This window comes from Anaeromicropila populeti, assembly GCF_900112775.1.
In the GTDB taxonomy this organism is placed as follows: domain Bacteria; phylum Bacillota; class Clostridia; order Lachnospirales; family Lachnospiraceae; genus Anaeromicropila_A; species Anaeromicropila_A populeti.
In genome coordinates, this window is sequence record NZ_FOYZ01000003.1 from 164,822 (window position 1) to 187,355 (window position 22,534).

Genomic DNA, 22,534 nt, shown 5'->3' on the forward strand with positions numbered 1-22,534 from the left:
TGGTTCCTTATAAAATGCTGCTATCTACTAGCCATTAATCTCAATATCCAAATCTTCCATTAGTTCCGTAAAAACCTTTGACAATGCAGCCAGCTGTTCTTCATCCTCTACTACTTCATATACTGCCTCTTCTGATTCTTCTTCTGAAACATCTGCCAGAATTAATGCATTTGCTTCTTCACCCTCAATTTCATCTGCAACGAGAAGATAATTCTTACCGTTAATTTTTGTTTCTTCTAATACAAAAAATTCAAAAGCCTCACCATCTTCTGTGGTAAAAACTATTTTTTCATTATTATCGCTCATGTTTCTCTCCTTAATCCATCTGTTTTTGTAAGTTTTTATAGTCCAGATACCCCTGTAAAATAAATACTGCTGCTACTTTATCTACTATCTGATCGCGTTTATCCCTACGCAAATTTCCCTCTATCATCGACTGGTGTGCTGCAACAGTTGTTAATCGTTCATCCCATAAATGTACCTCAATACCCAGACGCTTCTCCAGCATCCCAGCAAACTCTTCCGATTTAATTGCACGGTCACCTATTGTATTGTTCATATTCTTTGGATATCCCAAAACCACTTCTGATATTTCGTATTCTTTTACAAGTTCTTCAATTCTCGCCAATGTCTGCCTGAGCTTATTTTCCTGCTTTCTGCGGATTACTTCTATTCCCTGTGCCGTAATATTAAGTCCGTCACTGACTGCAACGCCTACCGTCACTGAGCCGTAATCAAGTCCCATAATTCGTTTCATACTAAATTCCTGTCAATGTAATTTTTTAATAGTTCTTCTAAAATTTCATCTCTTTCTACTTTCATAATCAGACTTCTCGCATTATTGTAACTAGTGATATAAGTTGGATCTCCAGACATAATGTATCCAATAATCTGACTTACTGGGTCATATCCTTTCTCTGCCAAAGCACTATACACCCTCGATAACATTTCATTTACTTTTATTTCAGGTTCTTTCTGCACCTTAAAAAACTGAGTATGATTGATTTCCTGCATCTTGTCACTTCCTTACTATCGTTACATTTCTATATCATCCGGCCACACCATTAGTTATATGATAATATAAATGCTGTAAAATAGCAACCCATTTTTTTCATACGACACTTCTTACTTTTAAAATATTCACTAAATCCACCTGTTTTAAACCTGTCAGATTATTTTTCACCTAATAAAATATCATTATTCAAAAAGCCAGTAATCTTAACCTGGTGAATATAATTTTGACAGTCCACATCTGATAAAACAGCGATCTTAACATATCGTTCGTTATGTCCTGTCTGATAAATCTGCTGCCCAATCTGAATTTCTTCTTCAAACAAAATGTTTTGAAATGTTCCAGTAAACTGCTGCATATACTGCTGCCTCATGTGTTTTTCTAATTCTATCAATTGCTCACTTCTTAAAGTTTTTTTATTTTCTTCCACCTGATTTTCCATACATTCAGCCTTTGTCCCTTTTCGCGGTGAAAACTTAAATATATGCATTTGCGCAAATTTTATTTTAGACAGAAATTCCTTTGTCTGTTCAAACTCTTCCTCTGTTTCACCTGGGAAACCAACAATCACATCTGTTGTAATGGCTGGATTGTCAAAATACCTTCTGAGAATTTCACATTTTTCATAATATTCCTCGGCAGAATAATGCCGGTTCATCCTTTTTAACGTTTCATTGCAGCCACTTTGTAAAGACAAATGAAAATGAGGACATACTTTATCTAGTCCTGCTAATTCCCCTGCAAAGGCTTCACTAATAATCCTTGGTTCAAGAGAACCTAACCGGATTCGTTCTAGTCCACTTATCTTACTAATCCTTTCAATTACAGCCAACAAAGGCCTGCCACTTAATGCAACAAAATCAGAATGCTCCAAACCTTCTCTCCATGGGTCCAAATCCACGCCATAGGAGGACAAATGAATTCCTGTCAGTACAACCTCTTTATATCCGCCTGCTACCAGTCTTTCAACCTCTGAAACAATATCATCTATTTCTCTGCTTCTTACCCGTCCCCTTGCAAAAGGAATAATACAATACGAGCAGAACTGATTACATCCATCCTGTATTTTTATAACTGCCCTTGTTTTGTCTCCCGCTGAATCAATCGTTAACTCTTCATAATTTTTTTCTGCAAACAGTTTATCCGTTACATAGTAGCTGCATTCCATCTCTCCCATGTAGTTTTCCACTATAGTAACGATTTCACTCTTCCTGTTATTCCCAACTACTAAATCCACAGCCATATCTTTTGTCAATTCTTCTCCTGCTGCTTGTGCATAGCAGCCAGCAGCAACTACAATTCCTTCTGGATTATTTTTTTTCGCCTTATGAAGCATCTGACGGGACTTCCTGTCAGCCATATTAGTTACAGTACAAGTGTTAATAATATAAACGTCTGCTTTCTTGGTAAATTCTGTTATTTCATAACCAGCATCCAAAAATAATTTCTCCATTGCATTTGTTTCATACGTATTCACCTTACAACCTAATGTTAAAAAGGCAACTGTCCTTTTTTGTTTCTCCAAAATTACCTTCCTTCCTGTTTGACCCTTAAACAACAGCATCCTTTTCTCTGCTGACACGAAAAATCTGGTCGAAAAATTAACTTTTAATTTACACGATCTGTTGATTTTTATTTACTTTGTATATTGACTTTTACCACTGCAAAATGTACTATATATATAGTACTTAATAACTTAAAAAAGGAGGACATATCAATGAAAACTGTTAAAATTTCATTAAACTCAATTGACAAAGTAAAGTCATTTGTGAATGACATTACTAAGTTTGATTCCGACTTCGATTTAGTTTCAGGCAGATATGTGATCGATGCAAAATCTATTATGGGTATTTTCAGTTTAGATTTATCTAAACCAATTGATTTAAATATTCATGCTGAAGATAGTGATAACATTATTGAAGTATTAACACCATATATCGTGGAGTAATACATCATATAAGGGGGAGGATACCATGTATCCTCTTTTTGTCTGTCCCCTGTTTTTATTCCACGATAATCTTCTCCACAGAATCCATTGCCACTTGAATTAATTCTTCGATTTTCTCTTCCAGATTTCTTTCCGAACGCTTAATTACCTTTAAGTTAGGTTTTGTCACCGGATGCTTTGCCACAAAAATAGTACAGCAGTCTTCATATGGCAGAATAGATGTTTCATACGTATTTATTTTCTCAGAAACATTTACAATCTCCTGCTTGTCGAAACCAATTAAAGGACGATAAACTGGAAGTGTACAGACCTCATTGGTAGCCAGCAGACTTTGCATTGTCTGACTTGCAACCTGGCCAATACTCTCTCCTGTAATCAGTCCAAGGCAATCTGATTCCAGAGCCAGACTCTCCGCAATTTTCATCATATAACGTCTCATAATAATGGTCAATTCCTCATGAGGACATTTTTCATATATATATAACTGTATATCAGTAAAATTCACCACATTCAACTGGATTGGTCCAGAATATCTGGCAACTAATTTTGCCAAATCTACAACCTTTTGCTTTGCTCGTTCACTGGTATAAGGAGGTGCATGAAAATACGTAGCAGCCAGCTTCACCCCACGCTTTGCAATCATATACCCTGCAACAGGGCTGTCAATTCCCCCTGATAATAAAAGCATTGCTTTTCCATTTGTTCCAACAGGCATACCACCTGGCCCGGGAATATTCTGGGAATACAGATAGGCTCTGTTACGTATCTCAACATAAATTCTTACCTCTGGCTGATGCACGTCTACTGTTAGATTTTCAAATCGGCTTAGCAGGTAACTTCCCATCTCTGAACAGATTTCTGGAGATTTTAAAGGATAATTTTTATCTGCACGTTTTGCCTCCACCTTAAATGTCATAGGTTTGTTTCCATATAGTTGTTCTACATAGTCGCCAGTTGCTTTGGTTAAATCTTCCCACTGATATTCTTCCACTAATACAACGGGACAAATTGAAGATATCCCAAATACTCTTTTCAGTGCCTCTATTGTCTCTTCATAGTCAAATGAGCCGGCCGCTTCCACATAAATTCTTCCCTGATCCTTTATGACGTGGAAATCCCCCTCCACATCGTTTAATACAAATGAAATTTGATCACGCAATGCATTCTCAAATATAAATCTGTTTTTACCTTTTATCCCAATTTCAGCGTACTTGATTAAAAATGCCTGAAACATAACTTCCTCCTTATTTTCTGTACTAATCTTTTTCTTTAATGACGTGTAAAGCGTTTTAACACAGGAACGATTTTTTTCAATTCTTCGATTGTATAATCAATTTCTTCGATTGTCGTTGAAACAGAAAAACTAAAACGCAGGGTGGAATCTAAATATTTTTTAGGAATCCCCATGGCCTTTAATGTTCCGCTAAGTTGGGGATGATTAGATGCACAAGCAGAACCACTTGAAACATAAATTCCCTTTTCTTCTAAAGCATGTAAAAGTACTTCACTACGAACATCTTCAAAGCTGACACTAACAATATGCGGCGCTGTTTCTTCAATCGGAATATTCTCTATTCCATTAACCATTACGCCTCCCATTTCTCCAATTCTATCTATAAAATACTTTTTCAGCTTGTACAAATGGGTTCTTTTTTCATCGTAATTCTTATATATTTCTTCTACTGCCTTTGAAAGCCCTGCAATCCCTGGAACATTTTCGGTTCCTGAACGTAGTCCCCTCTGCTGTTCTCCACCAAACAAAATAGGTTTTATCTTCACCTTATTTTGAACATAAAGAAAGCCTGCTCCTTTGGGTCCATGTATCTTATGGGCACTGACTGACAGCAAATCAATTCCAAGTCTTTTGGGATAAATTTTGTATTTTCCAAACCCCTGAATGGCATCTACATGAAATACTGTATTTTCATTCTTTTCTTTTATGATTTTAGAAATCTCATCAATTTTTTCACATGCTCCCACTTCATTGTTTACATACATAACCGAAACAAGTATCGTTTCCTTGCGAATTGATTCTGCTAGTTCTTCCAAAATAACTCTTCCATTTTTATCTACGTTCAAATAAGTTACCTGAAATCCTTGTTCTTCTAAAAAAAATAGCGGGTTATGCACAGACGGGTGTTCTATTTTAGTAGTGATAATATGCTTTCCAGCTCTTTGGTTAGCATAGGCAGCTCCAATAAGTGCCATATTATTAGATTCTGTTCCTCCTGATGTAAATATGATTTCCTTTTGTTCTGCCTTCAGTGCAGCGGCAATGGTTTCTCTTGCCTCTCTCACATATTTTTCTGCTTCCACTCCCTTTTTGTGCATGGAAGATGGATTCCCGTAATTTTCCTCAAGAGTCTCCCACATACGCTTTCGTACCGCTTCAAAAGGTTTTGTTGTTGCTGCATTATCTAAATAAACTTCCATTTTGTTAAAACTCCTTTGTTTTACACCTTACACAATACTATCCCGTTCTTTTTCCAGTTCAAACATTAATACAGAAAGAATCGTTAAGCCTGCCGTTTCTGTACGCAAAATCCGTCTTCCAAGTGTAACTGGACAAAAACCAGCTTCTATCACAGCTGAGATTTCAGACTCATCAAAGCCCCCCTCTGGGCCGATAAAAACACCAATAGATTTCTGTGAAGCTGCTTTTTGAATCATCTGCTTCGTTTCGCTCATATTGTCAGCCTGTTCATAAGGAACTATATTAATATCCAGTCCTTTTGCAAATGCAACTGCTTCTGAAAATCTCATAACGTTTCTTACTTTTGGTATGATACCTCTTCCAGACTGTTTTGCCGCAGATGTGGCAATAGACTGCCAACGCTCTATCTTTTTCTCTTCTTTTTTTCTATCCTCAATTTTAGCTACACAACGTTTCATGGAAACAGGAATTACCTCATAAGCACCAAGTTCAACTGCCTTTTGAATAATCAATTCCATCTTGTCCTTTTTGGGGATTCCCTGAAATAAATAGATTTTTCCCTGTAATTCCGATTCTGTATCATTAATATCCTCAATTTTTGCCACAATTTCAGAAGCTGAGAAATCCTGCAAGGTACAATAGTAATCTTTTCCCTCACCATCGCAGATAACTACTCTCTCTCCCTTTGACATGCGAAGGACATTTTTAATATGATTCACATCAGAACCTGTAATACTAATATACTCTCCATTAATCTGACTTTTTTCTATATAAAACCAATGCATCGTATCATGCCTTTCACTCGAATATGCTTATAGTATCATTCCTTTATGCAAATGTCAAATGCTCATTTTGCAACAAAAGAAACCCAGTCTCCCTGTTCATTTGTCTCAACTATTTCAAATCCATTTTTTAAAAGTGCCCGTTTTACTTCTTCTTTTTTCATATTAATGATTCCCGATGATATAAACACTCCCCCTGGTTTCAAAAACTTACCTGCAATTTCAGATAATGGTATAATGACATCTGCTAAAATATTTGCTGCCACAATATCATACTTTTCATATCCAATACTCTCACAAAATTGTGAATCTGTTAATAAGTTACCTTCTTTTATTACAATCTGCTGCTGGTCTAACTGATTTACCTGTACATTTTCTCTTGCCACCTGTACCGCAATTGGATCAATATCCGTTCCACAGGCAGATTTGGCTCCCAGCTTTACTGCTATTATGGATAAAATACCACTTCCACAGCCCACATCTAGTACCTTTGTATCAGAATCCACGTATTTCTTCAGACCTTCGATACATAGTTTGGTTGTCTCATGAGAACCTGTCCCAAATGCAGTTCCTGGATCGATTTCTACAACAATATCTGCTTCTTCACCATCGGGAATCTCTTCCCAAGTCGGTTTTATTAAAATGGAGTCTGCAACGCGAAAGGGTTTAAAAAATGCTTTCCAATTATTGATCCAATCTTCATCATCTGTTACTTCAAACTCAAGCTTTCGTTCTCCCAGTTCCACAAATAGAGCCAGCTCATCAAGTCCTTCCTCAATGGATTGTTTTAATTGTTCTACATCCAAATCCATTTCCACATAGGAGCTGATAACACAAGTCCCATCATCCTCTTCCATTTCCGGTAAAATATCAATATACATTTTCATTTTTTCTTCTTCGGTAAGAGGAATATGATCCTCAATCTGAATTCCTTCAAATCCAAGTTCGTCAAATAAATTACTAATAAAATCAACTGCCTCTGTAGTTGTTTTTAGGGATACTCTTCTCCACTTCATATTAGCCTCCTGCCTGCTTAACGAATCATTTTCTTTACGCTAAAACATAGGGTGCTGCAACAAACCTATATTACTACTGCAACACCCTACTAAGATATTACTTTATCTTATTGTTGTATCAAAACTCTCTATTTTTTAAAGAACTTCTTTTTCGTTTTATGTTCTGTTTCTCCCTCAGAATTAGTGTGTTCCATCACCTTTCCTGTAAGAGATTCTTCAAACTGCTGCAAAAGCTGCTTTTGCTCACTAGTTAATTTTGTTGGAACCTGTACTACCAACGTTACATAATGATCTCCTCTGACCTGTTTATTCCGTAAGGTTGGAACACCTTTGCTCCTTAGACGAACCTTGGTATCTGTCTGGGTACCTGGTTTTACAGAATAAATCACCTCACCATCAATGGTACTGATTTTCACATCTGCGCCCAGCGCTGCCTCGGCAAAGGAAATCGGTGCTGTAGAATAAATATCATAATCCTGACGTTGAAATACTGGATGTCTTGTAACAATTACTTCTACTAGTAAATCACCTCTTGGACCTCCATTTATTCCTGGCTCACCTTTATCACGTATTCTCACACTCTGTCCATTGTCGATTCCAGCAGGAATGGATACTTGAATTTTCTTTTTACTGCTGACATAACCCGTTCCATAGCAGTCTGAACATTTTTCTTTTACTATTTTACCAGTTCCATGACAATCTGGACAGGTCTGAACATTACGCACCATACCAAATAAGGACTGCTGGGTAAAAATAACCTGACCCTTTCCACCACACTTTGAACAGGTCACTGGTGTTGTACCAGGCTTTGCTCCTGTTCCATGGCAGGTATTACACTGGTCTTTTAATGTTAACTCTATCTCTTTTTCTACTCCAAAGCAAGCTTCTTCAAAAGTAATACGAACTGAAGTTCTGATGTTTTGACCTTTCATTGGTCCGTTATTTGCTCTTCTGGCTCTGCCGCCGCCAAATAAATCTCCAAATATATCTCCAAATATATCTCCCATATCAAAATCATTAAAGTCAAAGCCACCGGCTCCACCAGCTCCACCAGCCCCATCAAACGCAGCATGGCCAAACTGATCATACTTCCTGCGTTTATCTGGATCGCTTAAAACTGCATATGCCTCTGATGCTTCCTTAAATCTTTCTTCTGCTTCTGTATCTCCTGGATGCATATCTGGATGATATTTTTTTGCAAGCACTCGATATGCCTTTTTTAGCTCGTCATCAGATGCACCCTTGGTCACACCTAAAACTTCATAGTAATCTCTCTTATCCGCCATTTCTTCCACCTTCCATATATAAATAGGCCGTCTGGTCAGACCGCCTATTTATGATAAATAACTATACTTCTTTATATTCACCGTCTACAACATCGTCGTATCCTGCATTTCCATCATTTGGATTTCCACCCATATCAGGACCTGCACCTTGTGCCTGCTGAGCTTGTTGTTCATACATTTTTTGTGATAAAGTCTGAATTCCATTCATAACCTTATCCTTTGCAGCTTTCAGTGCGTCCACTTCACTGTCTGACATAGATTCAGGATCAGATTTTTCAAGTAAGGACTTTAATTCAGCTAAGTCAGATTCTACAGAAGCTCTCTCACTTGGGTCTATTTTATCTCCAACTTCCTGCAATGCTTTTTCAGTCTGGAATACCATTGCATCTGCATCATTACGAGCATCAACAGCTTCTTTACGTTTCTTATCTTGTGCTTCAAATTCAGCTGCTTCCTTGACTGCCTTTTCAATATCTGAATCTGACATATTGGAACCAGAAGTAATGGTAATATGCTGTTCCTTTCCTGTACCCAGGTCTTTTGCAGATACATTAACGATACCGTTTGCATCAATATCAAATGTAACTTCAATCTGTGGAACACCTCTTCTTGCTGGTGGAATTCCATCTAATCTAAATTGTCCTAATGTTTTATTATCTCTCGCAAACTGTCTTTCACCCTGCACTACATGCACATCTACTGCTGTCTGGTTATCAGCTGCTGTAGAGAATACCTGACTCTTCTTAGTAGGAATTGTAGTATTTCTAGGAATCAGCGTAGTAGCTACACCACCCATTGTTTCAATTGATAAAGAAAGCGGCGTAACATCCAGAAGAAGAATATCACCTGCACCAGCATCTCCAGCTAATTTACCACCTTGAATGGATGCTCCTAATGCAACACACTCATCTGGATTTAAGCTCTTAGAAGGTTCTTTATTAGTCATGCCTTTTACTTTTTCCTGAACAGCTGGAATACGAGTAGAACCACCTACTAATAATACCTGGCCTAACTCTGCTGCTGTAATACCAGCATCACGTAATGCATTTTGAACTGGTACAACTGTCCTCTCAACTAAATCATGTGTTAACTCATCAAATTTTGCTCTTGTCAGGTTCATATCAAAATGCTTTGGACCTTCAGCCGTTGCTGTAATAAATGGAAGATTAATATTAGTAGTGGTAGCAGAAGATAATTCCTTTTTCGCTTTCTCTGCTGCTTCCTTTAATCTCTGAAGAGCCATTTTATCTGTTGATAAATCTACACCTTCTTGTTTTTTAAATTCATCAATCATATAACGGGTAATTCTTTCATCGAAATCGTCTCCACCAAGTTTGTTATCCCCAGATGTAGCTAAAACTTCAATAACGCCATCACCAATTTCAATAATAGATACATCGAATGTACCACCACCAAGGTCATATACCATGATTTTTTGTTCATGCTCATTGTCAAGACCATATGCCAGTGCTGCTGCTGTTGGCTCATTGATAATACGTTTTACATCAAGACCAGCTATCTTTCCTGCATCCTTTGTTGCCTGTCTCTGTGCATCATTAAAATATGCTGGAACTGTAATAACTGCTTCTGTTACCTTCTCACCTAAATAAGCTTCTGCATCAGCTTTTAATTTTTGTAACGTCATAGCTGAAATTTCTTGTGGAGAATATTTTTTATCATCAATTGTTACCTTATAATCACTACCCATGTGTCTCTTAATAGAGGAAATAGTCTTATCTGCATTTGTAACTGCCTGACGCTTTGCTGGCTCACCAACTAATCTCTCGCCTGTTTTACTAAATGCTACAACGGAAGGAGTAGTACGCGCACCTTCTGCATTTGCGATAACTACTGGTTTACCACCTTCCATAACTGCAACGCATGAATTTGTTGTTCCTAAATCAATACCTATTATTTTACCCATAATCGTTTCCTCCTATATTTTATTAAAAAACTCATTACATCATTCTATTTTAACAATTATTTAAAATTATATCAGTTAACTACTTTTACCATGCTGTGTCTCACAACTGTATCTCTGTAGGTATATCCTTTTTGGAATTCGTCTGAAATAATATTCTCTCCTAAGTTTTCATCCTCTGCATGCATAACTGCGTTGTGTAAATCTGGATTAAATTCCTTTCCTACAGCTTCAATCGCCTTAACACCAGCATCCTCTAATACTGTTACAAACTGTTTATAAATCTGCTCAATCCCCTGTGCAAAAGCAGTTCCTTTTTCTTCTTCCCTAATTGTACTTAAACCTCTTTCAAAATTATCCAGTACGGGAAGTATTTTTTCTATAATGTCCTTTGCACCGATTTCAAACATCTGAGATTTTTCTTTTTCAGAACGTCGGCGGAAATTATCAAATTCTGCCATTGTTCTCATCAGCTTATCTGTTAATTCTTCTATTTTAGCCTCGTTTTTATCCTTTTTATCTTTTTTATTATTTTTTAGCTTCACATCTTCTTCAGCCTCGCTTTTCTCATCTGCCTCAGCGGATTGTTCTGCCTGTTCTGCCACATCTTCTGCTTCAACTTCAGCTTCTTTTTTTTCACAAACCTCTTTTTCTTCCTGCTTCTCTGCCTTAGATGTCTTTCCAGCTTTCTGTTCCTTATCCTTATCTCTCACCTTTTTTCCACCTTTCTCATTCATTTCACTTCAACTATTTCTTTTTAAAAATCTCATCCAGCTGAGTCATCAAATTTTGCAGTGTACTTACAACTCTCTCATAATCCATTCTCTTTGGACCAACAATACCAACTTTTCCATACACACCTTCCTCTATTTCATAGGTGGCAGTCACAACAGAACAGTCCTTCATGGATTCCACTGGAGTTTCATCTCCTATATAGACCTGAATTCCTCTCTGCTCTTCTTGATCCATTTTATCTGCAATTAATTCAGTTAATTGCTTTTTTTCTTCAAAAGTATACAATAACTCAGTTGCCTTTTCCTTGTCACTAAGCTCTGGATATTTCAAAATGTTTGTAGCTCCACTTGTATAAATCTCCAAATCATCTTCTTCATTGATAGCATCTGCAATTGCATCCAGCAAAATACTTAGTAAATTGCCCTGCTGACCAGCCTGTTCTTTCATTTTCTGTATTATATTCAGATTAATTTCTGTCACATCCAGACCTTGCAAAAATGTATTAAAAATAATATTTAGCTTTAATACTGTTTCCTTATCTACAGGTTCTGAAAGATTCAAAATTTTATTTTTTACAATATTACCTTCTATCACAATAACGGCAAGCAACTGTGTTTCATCTACCTCTGTCAATTGTATAAACTTCAGCTTTTTGTGCTTAAACTTTGGTCTGCTCACCATTGTTGCATAATTCGTATTCAGCGCCAACATTTTTGCCACCTGTTGAAGCATGGTCTCAAGCTTATCGGTTTTTTGAATTAAGATTTCTTTCATATCCTCAATTTCCCGAACCTTATCGTTCATTAATTGATCTACATAGAAGCGATACCCTTGATCAGATGGAATTCTTCCTGCTGAAGTATGGGGTTGAACAATAAAGCCCAAGTCTTCCAAATCAGACATCTCATTACGAATAGTTGCTGAACTTAAGTTAAGATCCGTATATTTTGAAATAGTTCTTGAACCTACTGGTTCACCTGTTTCTAAATATGTTCGAATGATAGCCTTTAATATTTTCCTTTTTCTATCATCAATCTCCACTTATGCTTCACCCTTTCGAAATAATACTGTTATACTCCATGCCCTTCAGTTTTTATTTATTTGTTAGCACTCAGCCAAGAAGAGTGCTAACATCTTTATAGATAAAATACCACTATATAAATATTTTGTCAAGGATAATTTTTCTTTTTCTTTGTACGAATTTTAATCAATCATTCTCTGGCAGGAATTCGATCAGAATCTGATTGCTGACAGAAATTCCATTTTCAGTCAGGTAAATCCGATTTCCTCTTACTTTTATTAAATCTAACAATTGATATTTTTTAATGATTGTTCCGTATTTTTCAAAAATCCCAAGCTGAAAGCGTTTTGTAAATTCATCTCCATTCACTCCGTTGGTAAGTCTCAGACCTAGAATCATAAATTCTGCCATTTCATCTGCTTCTGATAGATTTTCTTCTATATGCATGACCTTCTGGTTCTTCTCGATCTTTTCCATATAAATCTCGGCATTCCGTTCATTATAATATCTCACATGATTTAATAAGGAAGAGGCTCCTAACCCAAATCCCAGATATTCAATACCTGTCCAATAAGAAAGATTATGTCTGCTTTCATGCCCTTTCTTTGCATAATTGGAAATTTCATATTGCTTGTATCCTGCACTCTCCAGCATCTTTTTTGTCATTTTGTACATGTCACGTTCTTCTTCCTCAGAAGGAAGTTCTTTGCTTTCTCCATGTATGGCATATTTTTTATAGAATTCTGTTCCTTCCTCAATTATCAGACTATACGCTGATATGTGCTCTGGGTTTAACCTTACAACCTCCTCAATTGTATTCTGATAGCTTGACATCGTCTGACTTGGCAATGCTGACATCAAGTCAACATTAATATTCTGAAAACCCAGTTCTCTTGCCATATCGTAATTTTCTCGAAACGTTTTGTAATTATGGATTCTGCCTAATATTTGAAGTTCCTGATCGCTGGCAGACTGTAATCCCATACTTAGCCGGTTAATCCCCAACTCCTTATAAACTCTCAGTTTTTCCTTTGTTAATGTACCTGGATTCGCTTCAATTGTAACCTCAGGCTCATTTTGCTGAAACGAGTCTCTATACTGGCATGCCTTATTAACAGCTTCCATAATCCGGTCCACTTGATCTGCTTTTAGAATGGAAGGCGTTCCTCCTCCAATAAAAATACTCCTTATTTTATACTGACTCATGACTTGGCCTTGAGAAATAATTTGCTTTTGCAGCATATTCACGTACCGTTCCTGCTGGCTGTCTGAAGCCGCAAAGGATAAAAAGTCGCAGTAATTACATTTCTTCACACAAAAGGGTATGTGAATATATATAGATAACTCCCTTTTCTCACTTCTGCTTTCCATATAACTTTTGCCCCTGTTCTATTATGATAAAGAAATAGAACGCTATAAAATACAGCGTCCCATTTCCTGCTCTTTATTCGTCATCAAGCTTTAATACACTCATAAATGCTTTTTGTGGTATCTCTACATTACCAACCTGGCGCATTCTCTTCTTTCCTTCTTTTTGTTTTTCTAGAAGCTTTTTCTTACGAGTAATATCTCCACCATAACATTTTGCCAATACATCTTTTCGCATTGCCTTAACTGTTTCTCTAGCAATAACCTTGCTTCCTACTGCCGCCTGAATAGGAATTTCAAAAAGCTGTCTCGGAATTTCTTTCTTAAGCTTTTCACACATTTTTCTTCCTCTTTCATATGAGGTTTCTGCATGAACAATAAATGAAAGTGCATCAACTTCTTCTTTATTTATAAGAATATCCAACTTCACAAGTTCAGATTTTTCATATCCTTTTAACTCATAGTCAAATGATGCGTAACCTCTTGACCTGGACTTTAACGCATCAAAGAAATCATAAATAATTTCATTCAATGGAAGCTCGTACCTCAGTAAGGCTCTTGTCTCCTCCATATATTCCATTCCAAGATAGATACCCCTGCGTTCTTGGCAAAGGGACATAATAGAACCGACAAACTCTGTTGTAACCATAATTTCGGCGCTGACAACTGGTTCCTCCATATATTCTATTTCTGTTGGTGAAGGAAGATTGGATGGATTCGTAATTTCTAAAACTTGTCCATCTGTCCTATATACCTTATAAACAACACCAGGTGCTGTTGTGACAATATCCAGATTATATTCTCTTTCAAGCCTTTCTTGAATGATTTCCAAATGCAGCAGTCCTAAAAACCCGCACCGAAATCCAAATCCCAAAGCTACGCTTGTTTCTGCCTCAAACTGAAGTGATGCATCATTTAATTGAAGCTTTTCTAGAGCATCTCTTAAATCTCCATATTTTGACCCATCTGCTGGATACATTCCACAATATACCATAGGATTTACCTTCTTGTATCCTGGAAGTGCTTCCCCACAAGGATTTTCAGCATCTGTAATCGTGTCACCTACTCTTGTATCTTTCACATTTTTAAGACTCGCTGTTACATAACCAACCATACCTGCTGTCAATTCTTCACAAGGGATAAACTGACCTGCTCCAAAAGTTCCTACTTCAACTACTTCCGCCTCTGCATTGGTAGCTATCATTTTCATTCTGGTTCCTTTTTTAATTACTCCGTCGAATATACGAGTAAATACAATAACACCCTTATAAGAATCATAAATGGAATCAAAAATAAGTGCTTTTAAAGAAGCATCTTTTCTTCCAGATGGTGCTGGTATTCGGGTTACAATCTGCTCTAGTACTTCCTCAATATTTAATCCCTGCTTGGCAGAAATCAGTGGCGCGTCTGATGCGTCTAGTCCAATAATATCTTCAATCTCTGCCTTTACCCTGTCTGGTTCAGCACTTGGCAAGTCAATTTTGTTAATGACTGGCATTATTTCCAAATCATGATCCAATGCAAGGTAACAGTTTGCCAGTGTCTGTGCCTCAATCCCCTGGGCTGCATCTACAATCAGTATAGCCCCTTCACAGGCCGCAAGACTTCTAGATACTTCATAATTAAAATCCACATGTCCTGGAGTATCAATTAAATTGAACACATATTCTTCTCCGTCTTTTGCTTTATAAACAATACGTACGGTTTGTGCTTTAATGGTAATACCTCGTTCTCTTTCTAACTCCATATTATCCAGTACCTGCTCCTGCATTTCTCTTTGCGTCAATAATCCCGTTTTCTCAATAATTCGATCCGCCAATGTTGATTTTCCATGGTCAATATGTGCAATAATGCAAAAATTTCTTATTTTACTTTGTTCAATGCCTGCCATTTGTACCTCTTTCTATGCAATACATGCAAAACCCATTTTCATTGTCTGTAATTATAGCATAGGAAACTTATTCATTCAATACTTGGTTTAAAACCTCTGCTAAAGGAGTCATTGCATTTTTAGCTTCCTGTAGAGTATTGGCATCCGTCCCCAATTCAATTAACAGTGACTTTTCTCGTAAATGCAGATTATATCGGTAATTTTTTAAATAAATTGGCTTTGTCAGATTTGGATATTGTTCCATTGCCTTTATTTTTAATTGAAGACTAAATGCAAGATTGGCTTGTAAATTAGGATTTTTTAAATATTCAATATCTCCCTTTTGATTTCTGCTAAGCCCATTAAAGAACATAATTTGTGCTGTAGGTTTTCCATCTACTGTAGTAATGGTTTTTCCTTTATTTAAGCTGGAGTCTCTATGTATATCTATCACTACCTCAATACTGGGATACCTGGCCAGTGTTTTCTTTAGTGCGGACAGAGCCACAGTATAGCTTTTATTCCGGTCAATACTGCCATCGATAATATCATATTGGGTTTTATCATGAATCACATTGTAACCATAGGTATTTGCCAAAACATTCGCCAGTTCAGTCCCTACTCCTACAACCGTTTCTTCAATCTTTCCTTCATGGCTGTCTGTGAATGCTTCTGAACCTCCATGTGTATGGTAAATTAAAATCTGTGGATTGTCAGTATCCTTTTCCATCTTAAAATTTTTTTCCAGCAACTGTTTCGCATTAAAGATTTTATTATCAATTGTTGTTTTTCCATCTACAATATAAAAATTCTTTGTCAAAAACTCTGTTGTTAAATCTTGTTTCAATGTCTGAATTAATTTTTTATTCTGCTCCAATTTATTTGTTAATTCAATTGTACTCTCCACTTCATTGGCAGCTATCTCCTCATAATAAGAATCTCCGTTTAATACGCCTATGGTTCCAAGGCTTCCATTTTCCTCCTGGACATGGCTTGCCAAATCATTATCTACTATAATCAGGTTATCCTCGTCCTCATCATCTGGTTCATAAAATACTGCCTGGTCAGTATCTGAAATAATATTTGCATAAGCAAATTCTATCTTATACTGGTTAATTGGAAATTGTTCTAAAAATGCTGCTGCAATCCAACTGCGTCCTGCATTCTGATCCATTTCAGGAAGCTGTTTGTATGCTGCAATAGGATAACAGGCTCTTACAGCTTGTATACTGACACTGGATATCAAATTATTCATTAACCGGCTGAATAGTGAGTCTGATTTTTCTAATTTACTCTTTGCATTAAAAGATATGCAGCAGGCGGCAATAAACATAAAACTAATACTAAGGAAAAAGCTTATTCTCTTACTTGCTTTTTTTCTTTTTGTAATTTGAACCAGTTCCATGTTACACCACCTGCCATCTACCTTCTATTATTCCATTGTATTCATTTTATTGCACATTTATGCCCCGATTCCCTTAAAGAAGCATTGATTAAGAGCTTCTGAAATTGTATAGCTAATCTGCTTAATAGATTCATCTATATTTTTTGGTGTCACAAACATGTTTCTCATAGATGGATCATTCATTTCCTGAATAAAACACTCCACCTCTTTTTCGCTAAAACCCTGTCTGCTTAGCAGACGTTCCAGATGTTCCGATACAATTGTCGCAGCATCTACAACTGTTGGAACTCCTAATGCAATCACATCCACACCTAAGTTTTTACGATTCAGCTCCTTTCGGTTGTTTCCCACTCCTGCTCCAGGGCTAATTCCTGTATCGGTAATCTGTACTGTCCTGTTTAACCTTTCTACACTTCTGGCTGCCAATGCATCAATTACGATTACTAAATCAGGCTTTGTTTCATGTATGACTCCCGCAATAATTTCACCTGTTTCCATTCCAGTTTGTGCCATAACTCCTGGGGAAATTGCACTCATAGATTCCATGTTATGCTTTTCCTTAAACTCTTTCCCATATTCATTAATTAAATGTCTTGTTACAAATAAATTATCTACTACATCTGGTCCCAAAGCATCTGGTGTCACTTCACGATTTCCTAAACCCACAACAAGTACCTGCTTATTTTTCAAGCCTCCTGCTAGTCTTTCTACATATTTTGCTATTTCTTCAGAAAGTGGTTTATAAAAATTTTCATCCTTCTCATTTAAATGAGGAGCTTCTATAGTAATATACGTCCCTATTGGTTTCCCCATCACCTTTTCACCCTGTTTATCCGTAATTTCTACTGTAGTTACCCGAATGTCCTTCTGCTCATTCTCTTCTTTTTTTAAGATTACTCCCTTTATCTCAACATTATCTTCGGTAAAGCTTTCACGTACTTCCAGTGCTAAATCTGTTCTTCCCCCCTTCATAGATGTTTCAGATTCACTGTTCTTACTTTGTTTCCAATTCATTTTTGTCACTTCCTCTTTCTCCTGATTCTTATTTTGCTACTGGATATTTTGCCCCAAAAATGAATTAATATGAACCTAAATCATTAACTCTTTTCGATTTCTACGTGTGTACCTGCTTTGCCAGCAACCGATGGCTTCACAAGCAGCTTAACTGGAATACGGGTTTTTACAGATTCCACATGGCTGATAAGCCCTACCTTCAGTCTTTCATGATGAATTTTTTCAATGGAACTCATTACAACATCCAGCAGGTTATCATCTAATGTACCGAAACCTTCATCTAAAAAGAACAATTCGAGAGGCGCGGTTCCCTTCAATTGAATTTGCTGGGACAGCGCCAATGCCAATGCTAATGATACTAAAAAAGTTTCTCCTCCAGATAAGGTAGAGGCATCCCGGGTTACACCGCCGTTTTTAAAATCGCGTATCATAAATCTACCTGTTTCGTCTACTTCAATTCCATAGTTTCCATTTGTTATCTCCTGAAGTCTTTTGGCTGCATCGATTGAAATATATTTTAGTCTTGAAATTGCTACAAACTCAACAAATTTTTTCCCTTTAAAAAGCTTTTCAAGTTCCTCAATTAATGACTGTATATGTGCCGCCTTCTCCTGCTTTTTCAAAACCTCCCGAATCAATAATAATTTTTCTTCCATTTCATTTATTTCATGCTCCAGTGTATGAAAAAGCTTCTTCTTTTCCTCCTGGTCTTTCTCAATAAACAACTTCTTTTCTTCTAACTGTTCCCACTCTGCTTTTTCTATCCTTCGTTCCCCTAATTTTTCCCGGACATGAGTCAGCAGACTTTGAATACTCACTATCTCCTCCTTGTACTGACTGAGCTGTTTCATGTAGTCTTTGTATACATTTTCTTCCAAATTCCCTGCTTTTACTTCATCCTGACTATGAAATCCCTGCTCCTCCATAACAATAACAAAGTCCTTTTCTAAGTTTCTTTGCTGGGTCTGTAACAGCTGATACCTAGATTCTATTGTCCTCAGCGTCTGCTGGCACCTGCTGTAGGTTTCTTCTATATTTTTTTTCTGTTGTTCAAATTCTTTACTATTCCTTTCGATCCTTTTAATTTCCAATTCCACTTCTTCTAGACAGCCATGAATATTGGTTTCTGCCTTGTCCTCTTGATTCCATTGAATCTGTTCCAATTTTCTCTCATAATGCATTCGTTTTTCATTTACATGATCTGTCAAGAGTCGTATTCCCTCTTGCATGCTCACCAATTCCTGCTCACATTTATTCGTTTCAATGGAAATTTCCTGCATCTGCTTCAATAAAGTGCTTTGCTCATCCCTTAACTTCTTAAGTCTTACTGATAACTTCTTTGCTTCTTTATCCTTTTCTATCAGCAAGGAGCTTTCCTTTAAAAAATCTTTTATATGAATCTTATCCTGTAATATGATTAACTGTTCTTTCGCTTCATTATAAAGCCTGATTTTTAATTTGTAATCTTCTTCTGCCTGCCTTAAACTCTTGGTTTTTTCAAAAATCTTATTTCTAAGTTCCTTATATCGATCTAGCTTTTCTAATTTTTCTTGAATGACTTCTTTCGTATCTTCTCCTAGCTCTGCACCCAGTTCTTTTATAATTTTTTTATCCTCCTGGATTTGTTCTTCATAGATGGCTGTTCTAGATAAAAGATCCGATAGTGCTTTGGTCACCTGGTCAATTTGTAATTCTATTTTTTCTTTTTCCTTTTTTAGTATAGCAATGTGTTTCGTGTCATCCTGCTCTATATAATGCTTTACATGATGTATACTCCCACAAACTGGGCAAGGAACTCCCTCTTCCAATTGCTGTCTTATAATTTGTGCAAGATTTTCTTGTTCCTCTTTTTTTATTTTAACCTCAAATTCGAGATCTTGATTTCTAAACATTTTTTCTCTGTCTAATAATTCATTCCGCTTTTCACTTAATTCCATTACTAATTGAGAGTTCTTGGCTGCCTTATCGCTAGCTGCATTATACTTGTCCCTTGCTTCCTTTCTTTTATACAAGTCTTTTTGTAAGAAAGCTAGTTTCTCTTGCTCTTTCTCGTAGTCTTCCTCTTCTAAATTAAAAAAATTCTTTAGCTTTAGATATTCCGGAAGAATTTGATTATATACCCGTTTCTCTTCTAAAAATCTTTTTTCTAAGTGTTCTTTATCCTTCTCATATTCTGATTTTTTTTCTTCATATGAGGCTCCTGCTAGAATTTGCTCTCTTAAAACAGGATCCACCGTTTTTTCCATCAGTAATTTTTCCTGAACACTTATTTCTTCTGCTGTTGACAGTGCTTTTTTTTCTATCAGTTCCTTTTTTTTCATGCATTCTGCTTTCTGATCTTTCAGAACATCCAAACGACAACTGTATTCTACAAGCTGTTTTTTCTTTTCCCTTAACTCTTCAAATAAAATGACGGCATCTTTACAATCTTTCTGCTTTAAATAAAGTTTAGGCAGTTTTTCTTGCTGAAGTGTATGCCAAAGCTGAAAACTTTCGTCTACTCTTTCCTTTTCCAATTTGCACTCCTGCAAAATAGCCATTTGCTTTGTCTGCTCCTGTAATGCCTGATTAGTCTGCAAAACATTTTGCTCAAAAGCTTCTAGATAAGGTTTTACTCTTTTAGTCCCTTCATGTATTACAATCTTTTTTTCAATCCCCTTCATATCATCAGACCGTTCTTCTAGCTTTATAAGACGGCCATGATATTCTTTTTCTTCCTCTTGTAGTTTCCAGATTTCTTCTGCTTCTTTATGCTGCTTTGTGATTGCCTCCAGGAAATCTGCTGTACTATTCAGTTCCATTTCACAGTTATTCTTATCTTTTTTCTTTTCCTCCAGCAAGCTATTTGAAATACCGCTATATGCCTGTAATTCGCCTCGATAACCTTCCATTTCTGATTGAAGTAGCTTTTTATGAATGGAAAGCCTGTTGGCAAGACAATCTCCGTATTTTTCTAGATGAAAAAGACGTTCCAACATTTCACGTCGTTCCTTTCCCTCCAGCTTTAAAAATTCACTAAAACGCCCCTGTGGCAACACTACTGTTCTTTGAAAATCTTCCTGTCTAAGTCCAATAATTTCAATCACTTTTTTATTTACTTCTGTTATCGTGTCTGCCAGTATAACCAGCTCTTCGCCTTGATCCTCAAAAATTCTCCCCTTACCAGAACGAACACTATTTGTCTTTTCTGAGAATTTAAACTCTCGTTCCACCAGATATCTTTTTGTTTTCCTCTCAGTTACTTGAAAGAGAAAGGAAACATTTGCTGACTTTAGATTGACATTAATAAAATTAGAACTTTTTACTGCTGGCTGTCCATACAAAGCAAGCATCATGGCATCTAATATAGTAGTTTTACCACTTCCAGTAGGACCAAATATACCAAATAGACCTTGCTCCGACAGCTTAACAAAATCAACTATTTGTTCCTCTATAAAACTATTTATTCCCTTTATTTTTAATACAAGCGGCCTCATCCTCATCCTCCTCCGATACTATTTTTAATAATAATTCTACTAGCTCTGGTTCTGGCTCGCCTCCTTTTTCCCTGATAAAAAACTCCCGAAAAACCTCTTCAAACGGCTTTTCGGCAAAATTCAATGCTTCCTCACTGGCTGTCTCCAGCCTTGGAAAGATAGGAATAATTTCAAGAATATCATCTTTGATGCTCTTTAACTGCTTTATTTCCTGTTCCGTAATAAATGTCTCTGTTTTTATTTCCAAATACACCCAGCATTGTCGATTACTGTTTTCCATACACTTTCTCACTGCTTCCTCAAAAGCATTACACTTCCAGATTTCAATTGGCTTATAGGTATTTAATGGAATTTCCTCCACTTGACACGGCTCGCCTGCTTGTACCTCAACTAAAAATACTTTTTTTTGAAAGGCTGCTTCTCCTTTATGATAATGAAGGGGAGCCCCAGCATAACGTGCTCTTTTTTCTGTCCCAGGTACAATCTGTGGTCTGTGAATATGTCCAAGAGCAATATACTGTGCCTGCTTGGGAAAACATTTACTATCTACAATATAACTTCCACCTAGCGAAATACTCCTCTCAGAACCACTTTCTTCTATCCATGCAACAAATAAATGTGCTGTTAGTAAATTAATCGTGTCCTCCTGATAATGAACTGCCAGTGAATCCATTAGCTGTTTCAGACGTTCTCCATATGATTTTAATTTCTCCTCTTCCTCAGACATTTCAGTATAAATCATTTCTTCCAGCCTTTTTTCACTTGGAAAAGGAATTGTTACAATCACTGCCTGTTCCTCACCAATTTGAAGTTTAAAATAACCTTCTCCTGATTCAGTTATTTTATGTTTGCCGTATGTCCCTGTCTGGGCAATTGCCTTAGGAGTTCCCAACATAATAATTCCATGTTCTCTTGCTAATGGTCCTGCTGCAACCAGACGTTCTGGGCTATCGTGATTACCCGCTATTACCAAAGTTACACGTTCCCCATCTCTAGATAATTTTTTTAACGTATCATAGAACAATTGTTCTGCCTTTGCAGGTGGATTGGCTGTATCATAAATATCTCCTGCAATAATCACTAAATCCACTTTCTTTTCTTCTACTAGTTTAACAAAATCCTCTAGAAACCTTTCTTGTTCCCAAAGCCTGCTGTTTCCATCTAGATATTTTCCTAAATGCCAATCACTTGTATGCAAAATTCTCACAATACTGTCCTCCTTTATATACCAGCCTTTTCCTTATAC

19 protein-coding genes are annotated in these 22,534 nt (G+C 36.7%); 1 reads left to right on the top strand and 18 read right to left on the bottom strand.

Features of this window, described 5'->3' with window-relative positions; translation table 11 throughout:
• Positions 1-27: 27 nt before the first annotated feature.
• The 4 genes from BM305_RS04910 to mtaB all read right to left on the bottom strand — a co-directional run bounded on the left by BM305_RS04910 (position 28) and on the right by mtaB (position 2,537).
• A complete protein-coding gene (locus tag BM305_RS04910) occupies positions 28-306 on the bottom strand; it encodes a DUF1292 domain-containing protein (protein ID WP_092559590.1) in 279 nt (92 codons plus the stop codon).
• A gap of 10 nt (positions 307-316) precedes the next feature.
• The gene (gene ruvX, locus BM305_RS04915; protein ID WP_092559591.1) at positions 317-757 is read right to left on the bottom strand and encodes a Holliday junction resolvase RuvX; all 441 of its coding nucleotides are present in this window, start codon (positions 755-757) and stop codon (positions 317-319) included.
• Positions 754-1,014: an IreB family regulatory phosphoprotein gene (locus BM305_RS04920; protein WP_092559592.1), complete on the bottom strand. Its 261-nt coding sequence runs from the start codon at positions 1,012-1,014 to the stop codon at positions 754-756. The genes ruvX and BM305_RS04920 overlap by 4 nt, the downstream gene beginning before the upstream one ends.
• A gap of 158 nt (positions 1,015-1,172) precedes the next feature.
• Positions 1,173-2,537 carry a tRNA (N(6)-L-threonylcarbamoyladenosine(37)-C(2))-methylthiotransferase MtaB gene (mtaB, locus tag BM305_RS04925; protein WP_272481942.1) on the bottom strand — a complete coding sequence of 455 codons (1,365 nt, stop codon included), beginning with the start codon at positions 2,535-2,537 and terminating at the stop codon, positions 1,173-1,175.
• A gap of 192 nt (positions 2,538-2,729) precedes the next feature.
• Between mtaB and BM305_RS04930 the strand changes: the two genes are divergently transcribed.
• On the top strand, positions 2,730-2,960 hold the full coding sequence (locus BM305_RS04930) for an HPr family phosphocarrier protein (protein ID WP_092559594.1): 231 nt from the start codon (positions 2,730-2,732) through the stop codon (positions 2,958-2,960).
• A gap of 55 nt (positions 2,961-3,015) precedes the next feature.
• On the opposite strand, the gene thiI is transcribed toward BM305_RS04930, so the two are convergent.
• The 14 genes from thiI to BM305_RS05000 all read right to left on the bottom strand — a co-directional run bounded on the left by thiI (position 3,016) and on the right by BM305_RS05000 (position 22,495).
• Positions 3,016-4,194 (bottom strand): tRNA uracil 4-sulfurtransferase ThiI, encoded by a 1,179-nt coding sequence (gene thiI, locus BM305_RS04935; protein WP_092559595.1) that lies wholly within the window; start codon positions 4,192-4,194, stop codon positions 3,016-3,018.
• Between the two features lie 35 nt (positions 4,195-4,229).
• Positions 4,230-5,393: a cysteine desulfurase family protein gene (locus BM305_RS04940; RefSeq protein ID WP_092559596.1), complete on the bottom strand. Its 1,164-nt coding sequence runs from the start codon at positions 5,391-5,393 to the stop codon at positions 4,230-4,232.
• Positions 5,394-5,420: 27 nt separating this feature from the next.
• Complete coding sequence (locus tag BM305_RS04945) at positions 5,421-6,179, bottom strand: 16S rRNA (uracil(1498)-N(3))-methyltransferase (RefSeq protein ID WP_092559597.1); 759 nt, start codon at positions 6,177-6,179, stop codon at positions 5,421-5,423.
• A gap of 62 nt (positions 6,180-6,241) precedes the next feature.
• On the bottom strand, positions 6,242-7,192 hold the full coding sequence (gene prmA / locus BM305_RS04950) for a 50S ribosomal protein L11 methyltransferase (RefSeq protein WP_092559598.1): 951 nt from the start codon (positions 7,190-7,192) through the stop codon (positions 6,242-6,244).
• A gap of 128 nt (positions 7,193-7,320) precedes the next feature.
• A complete protein-coding gene (gene dnaJ / locus BM305_RS04955) occupies positions 7,321-8,478 on the bottom strand; it encodes a molecular chaperone DnaJ (protein ID WP_092559599.1) in 1,158 nt (385 codons plus the stop codon).
• 61 nt (positions 8,479-8,539) lie between these two features.
• Positions 8,540-10,402 (bottom strand): molecular chaperone DnaK, encoded by a 1,863-nt coding sequence (gene dnaK, locus BM305_RS04960; RefSeq protein ID WP_092559600.1) that lies wholly within the window; start codon positions 10,400-10,402, stop codon positions 8,540-8,542.
• A 71-nt stretch (positions 10,403-10,473) separates the two neighbouring features.
• Positions 10,474-11,112 carry a nucleotide exchange factor GrpE gene (gene grpE, locus BM305_RS04965; protein ID WP_092559756.1) on the bottom strand — a complete coding sequence of 213 codons (639 nt, stop codon included), beginning with the start codon at positions 11,110-11,112 and terminating at the stop codon, positions 10,474-10,476.
• A 34-nt stretch (positions 11,113-11,146) separates the two neighbouring features.
• Complete coding sequence (gene hrcA, locus BM305_RS04970) at positions 11,147-12,175, bottom strand: heat-inducible transcriptional repressor HrcA (protein WP_092559601.1); 1,029 nt, start codon at positions 12,173-12,175, stop codon at positions 11,147-11,149.
• 166 nt (positions 12,176-12,341) lie between these two features.
• Positions 12,342-13,526, bottom strand: coding sequence for a radical SAM family heme chaperone HemW (gene hemW, locus BM305_RS04975; protein ID WP_092559602.1), 1,185 nt, complete (start codon positions 13,524-13,526; stop codon positions 12,342-12,344).
• 73 nt (positions 13,527-13,599) lie between these two features.
• Positions 13,600-15,414 carry a translation elongation factor 4 gene (gene lepA / locus BM305_RS04980; protein ID WP_092559603.1) on the bottom strand — a complete coding sequence of 605 codons (1,815 nt, stop codon included), beginning with the start codon at positions 15,412-15,414 and terminating at the stop codon, positions 13,600-13,602.
• A gap of 67 nt (positions 15,415-15,481) precedes the next feature.
• Positions 15,482-16,798 (bottom strand): stage II sporulation protein P, encoded by a 1,317-nt coding sequence (spoIIP, locus tag BM305_RS04985; RefSeq protein WP_092559604.1) that lies wholly within the window; start codon positions 16,796-16,798, stop codon positions 15,482-15,484.
• Between the two features lie 57 nt (positions 16,799-16,855).
• Entirely contained in the window at positions 16,856-17,812 is a 957-nt protein-coding gene (gene gpr / locus BM305_RS04990; RefSeq protein WP_242940458.1) for a GPR endopeptidase, read from the bottom strand.
• 83 nt (positions 17,813-17,895) lie between these two features.
• A complete protein-coding gene (locus BM305_RS04995; protein WP_177214556.1) occupies positions 17,896-21,288 on the bottom strand; it encodes an SbcC/MukB-like Walker B domain-containing protein in 3,393 nt (1,130 codons plus the stop codon).
• The gene (locus tag BM305_RS05000; RefSeq protein ID WP_092559606.1) at positions 21,251-22,495 is read right to left on the bottom strand and encodes an exonuclease SbcCD subunit D; all 1,245 of its coding nucleotides are present in this window, start codon (positions 22,493-22,495) and stop codon (positions 21,251-21,253) included. The genes BM305_RS04995 and BM305_RS05000 overlap by 38 nt, the downstream gene beginning before the upstream one ends.
• Positions 22,496-22,534 lie beyond the last annotated feature (39 nt).

Excerpts from the sequence above, each read along its gene's own strand:
- BM305_RS04920 (WP_092559592.1), bottom strand. The coding sequence starts at position 1,014 with ATGCAGGAAATCAATCATACTCAGTTTTTTAAGGTGCAGAAAGAACCT.
- BM305_RS04995 (WP_177214556.1), bottom strand. The coding sequence starts at position 21,288 with ATGAGGCCGCTTGTATTAAAAATAAAGGGAATAAATAGTTTTATAGAG.
- dnaK (WP_092559600.1), bottom strand. The coding sequence starts at position 10,402 with ATGGGTAAAATAATAGGTATTGATTTAGGAACAACAAATTCATGCGTT.
- prmA (WP_092559598.1), bottom strand. The coding sequence starts at position 7,192 with ATGAAGTGGAGAAGAGTATCCCTAAAAACAACTACAGAGGCAGTTGAT.
- thiI (WP_092559595.1), bottom strand. The coding sequence starts at position 4,194 with ATGTTTCAGGCATTTTTAATCAAGTACGCTGAAATTGGGATAAAAGGT.
- BM305_RS04945 (WP_092559597.1), bottom strand. The coding sequence starts at position 6,179 with ATGCATTGGTTTTATATAGAAAAAAGTCAGATTAATGGAGAGTATATT.
- dnaJ (WP_092559599.1), bottom strand. The coding sequence starts at position 8,478 with ATGGCGGATAAGAGAGATTACTATGAAGTTTTAGGTGTGACCAAGGGT.
- ruvX (WP_092559591.1), bottom strand. The coding sequence starts at position 757 with ATGAAACGAATTATGGGACTTGATTACGGCTCAGTGACGGTAGGCGTT.
- BM305_RS04940 (WP_092559596.1), bottom strand. The coding sequence starts at position 5,393 with ATGGAAGTTTATTTAGATAATGCAGCAACAACAAAACCTTTTGAAGCG.
- BM305_RS04930 (WP_092559594.1), top strand. The coding sequence starts at position 2,730 with ATGAAAACTGTTAAAATTTCATTAAACTCAATTGACAAAGTAAAGTCA.
- hemW (WP_092559602.1), bottom strand. The coding sequence starts at position 13,526 with ATGGAAAGCAGAAGTGAGAAAAGGGAGTTATCTATATATATTCACATA.
- gpr (WP_242940458.1), bottom strand. The coding sequence starts at position 17,812 with ATGAATTGGAAACAAAGTAAGAACAGTGAATCTGAAACATCTATGAAG.
- BM305_RS04910 (WP_092559590.1), bottom strand. The coding sequence starts at position 306 with ATGAGCGATAATAATGAAAAAATAGTTTTTACCACAGAAGATGGTGAG.
- spoIIP (WP_092559604.1), bottom strand. The coding sequence starts at position 16,798 with ATGGAACTGGTTCAAATTACAAAAAGAAAAAAAGCAAGTAAGAGAATA.
- lepA (WP_092559603.1), bottom strand. The coding sequence starts at position 15,414 with ATGGCAGGCATTGAACAAAGTAAAATAAGAAATTTTTGCATTATTGCA.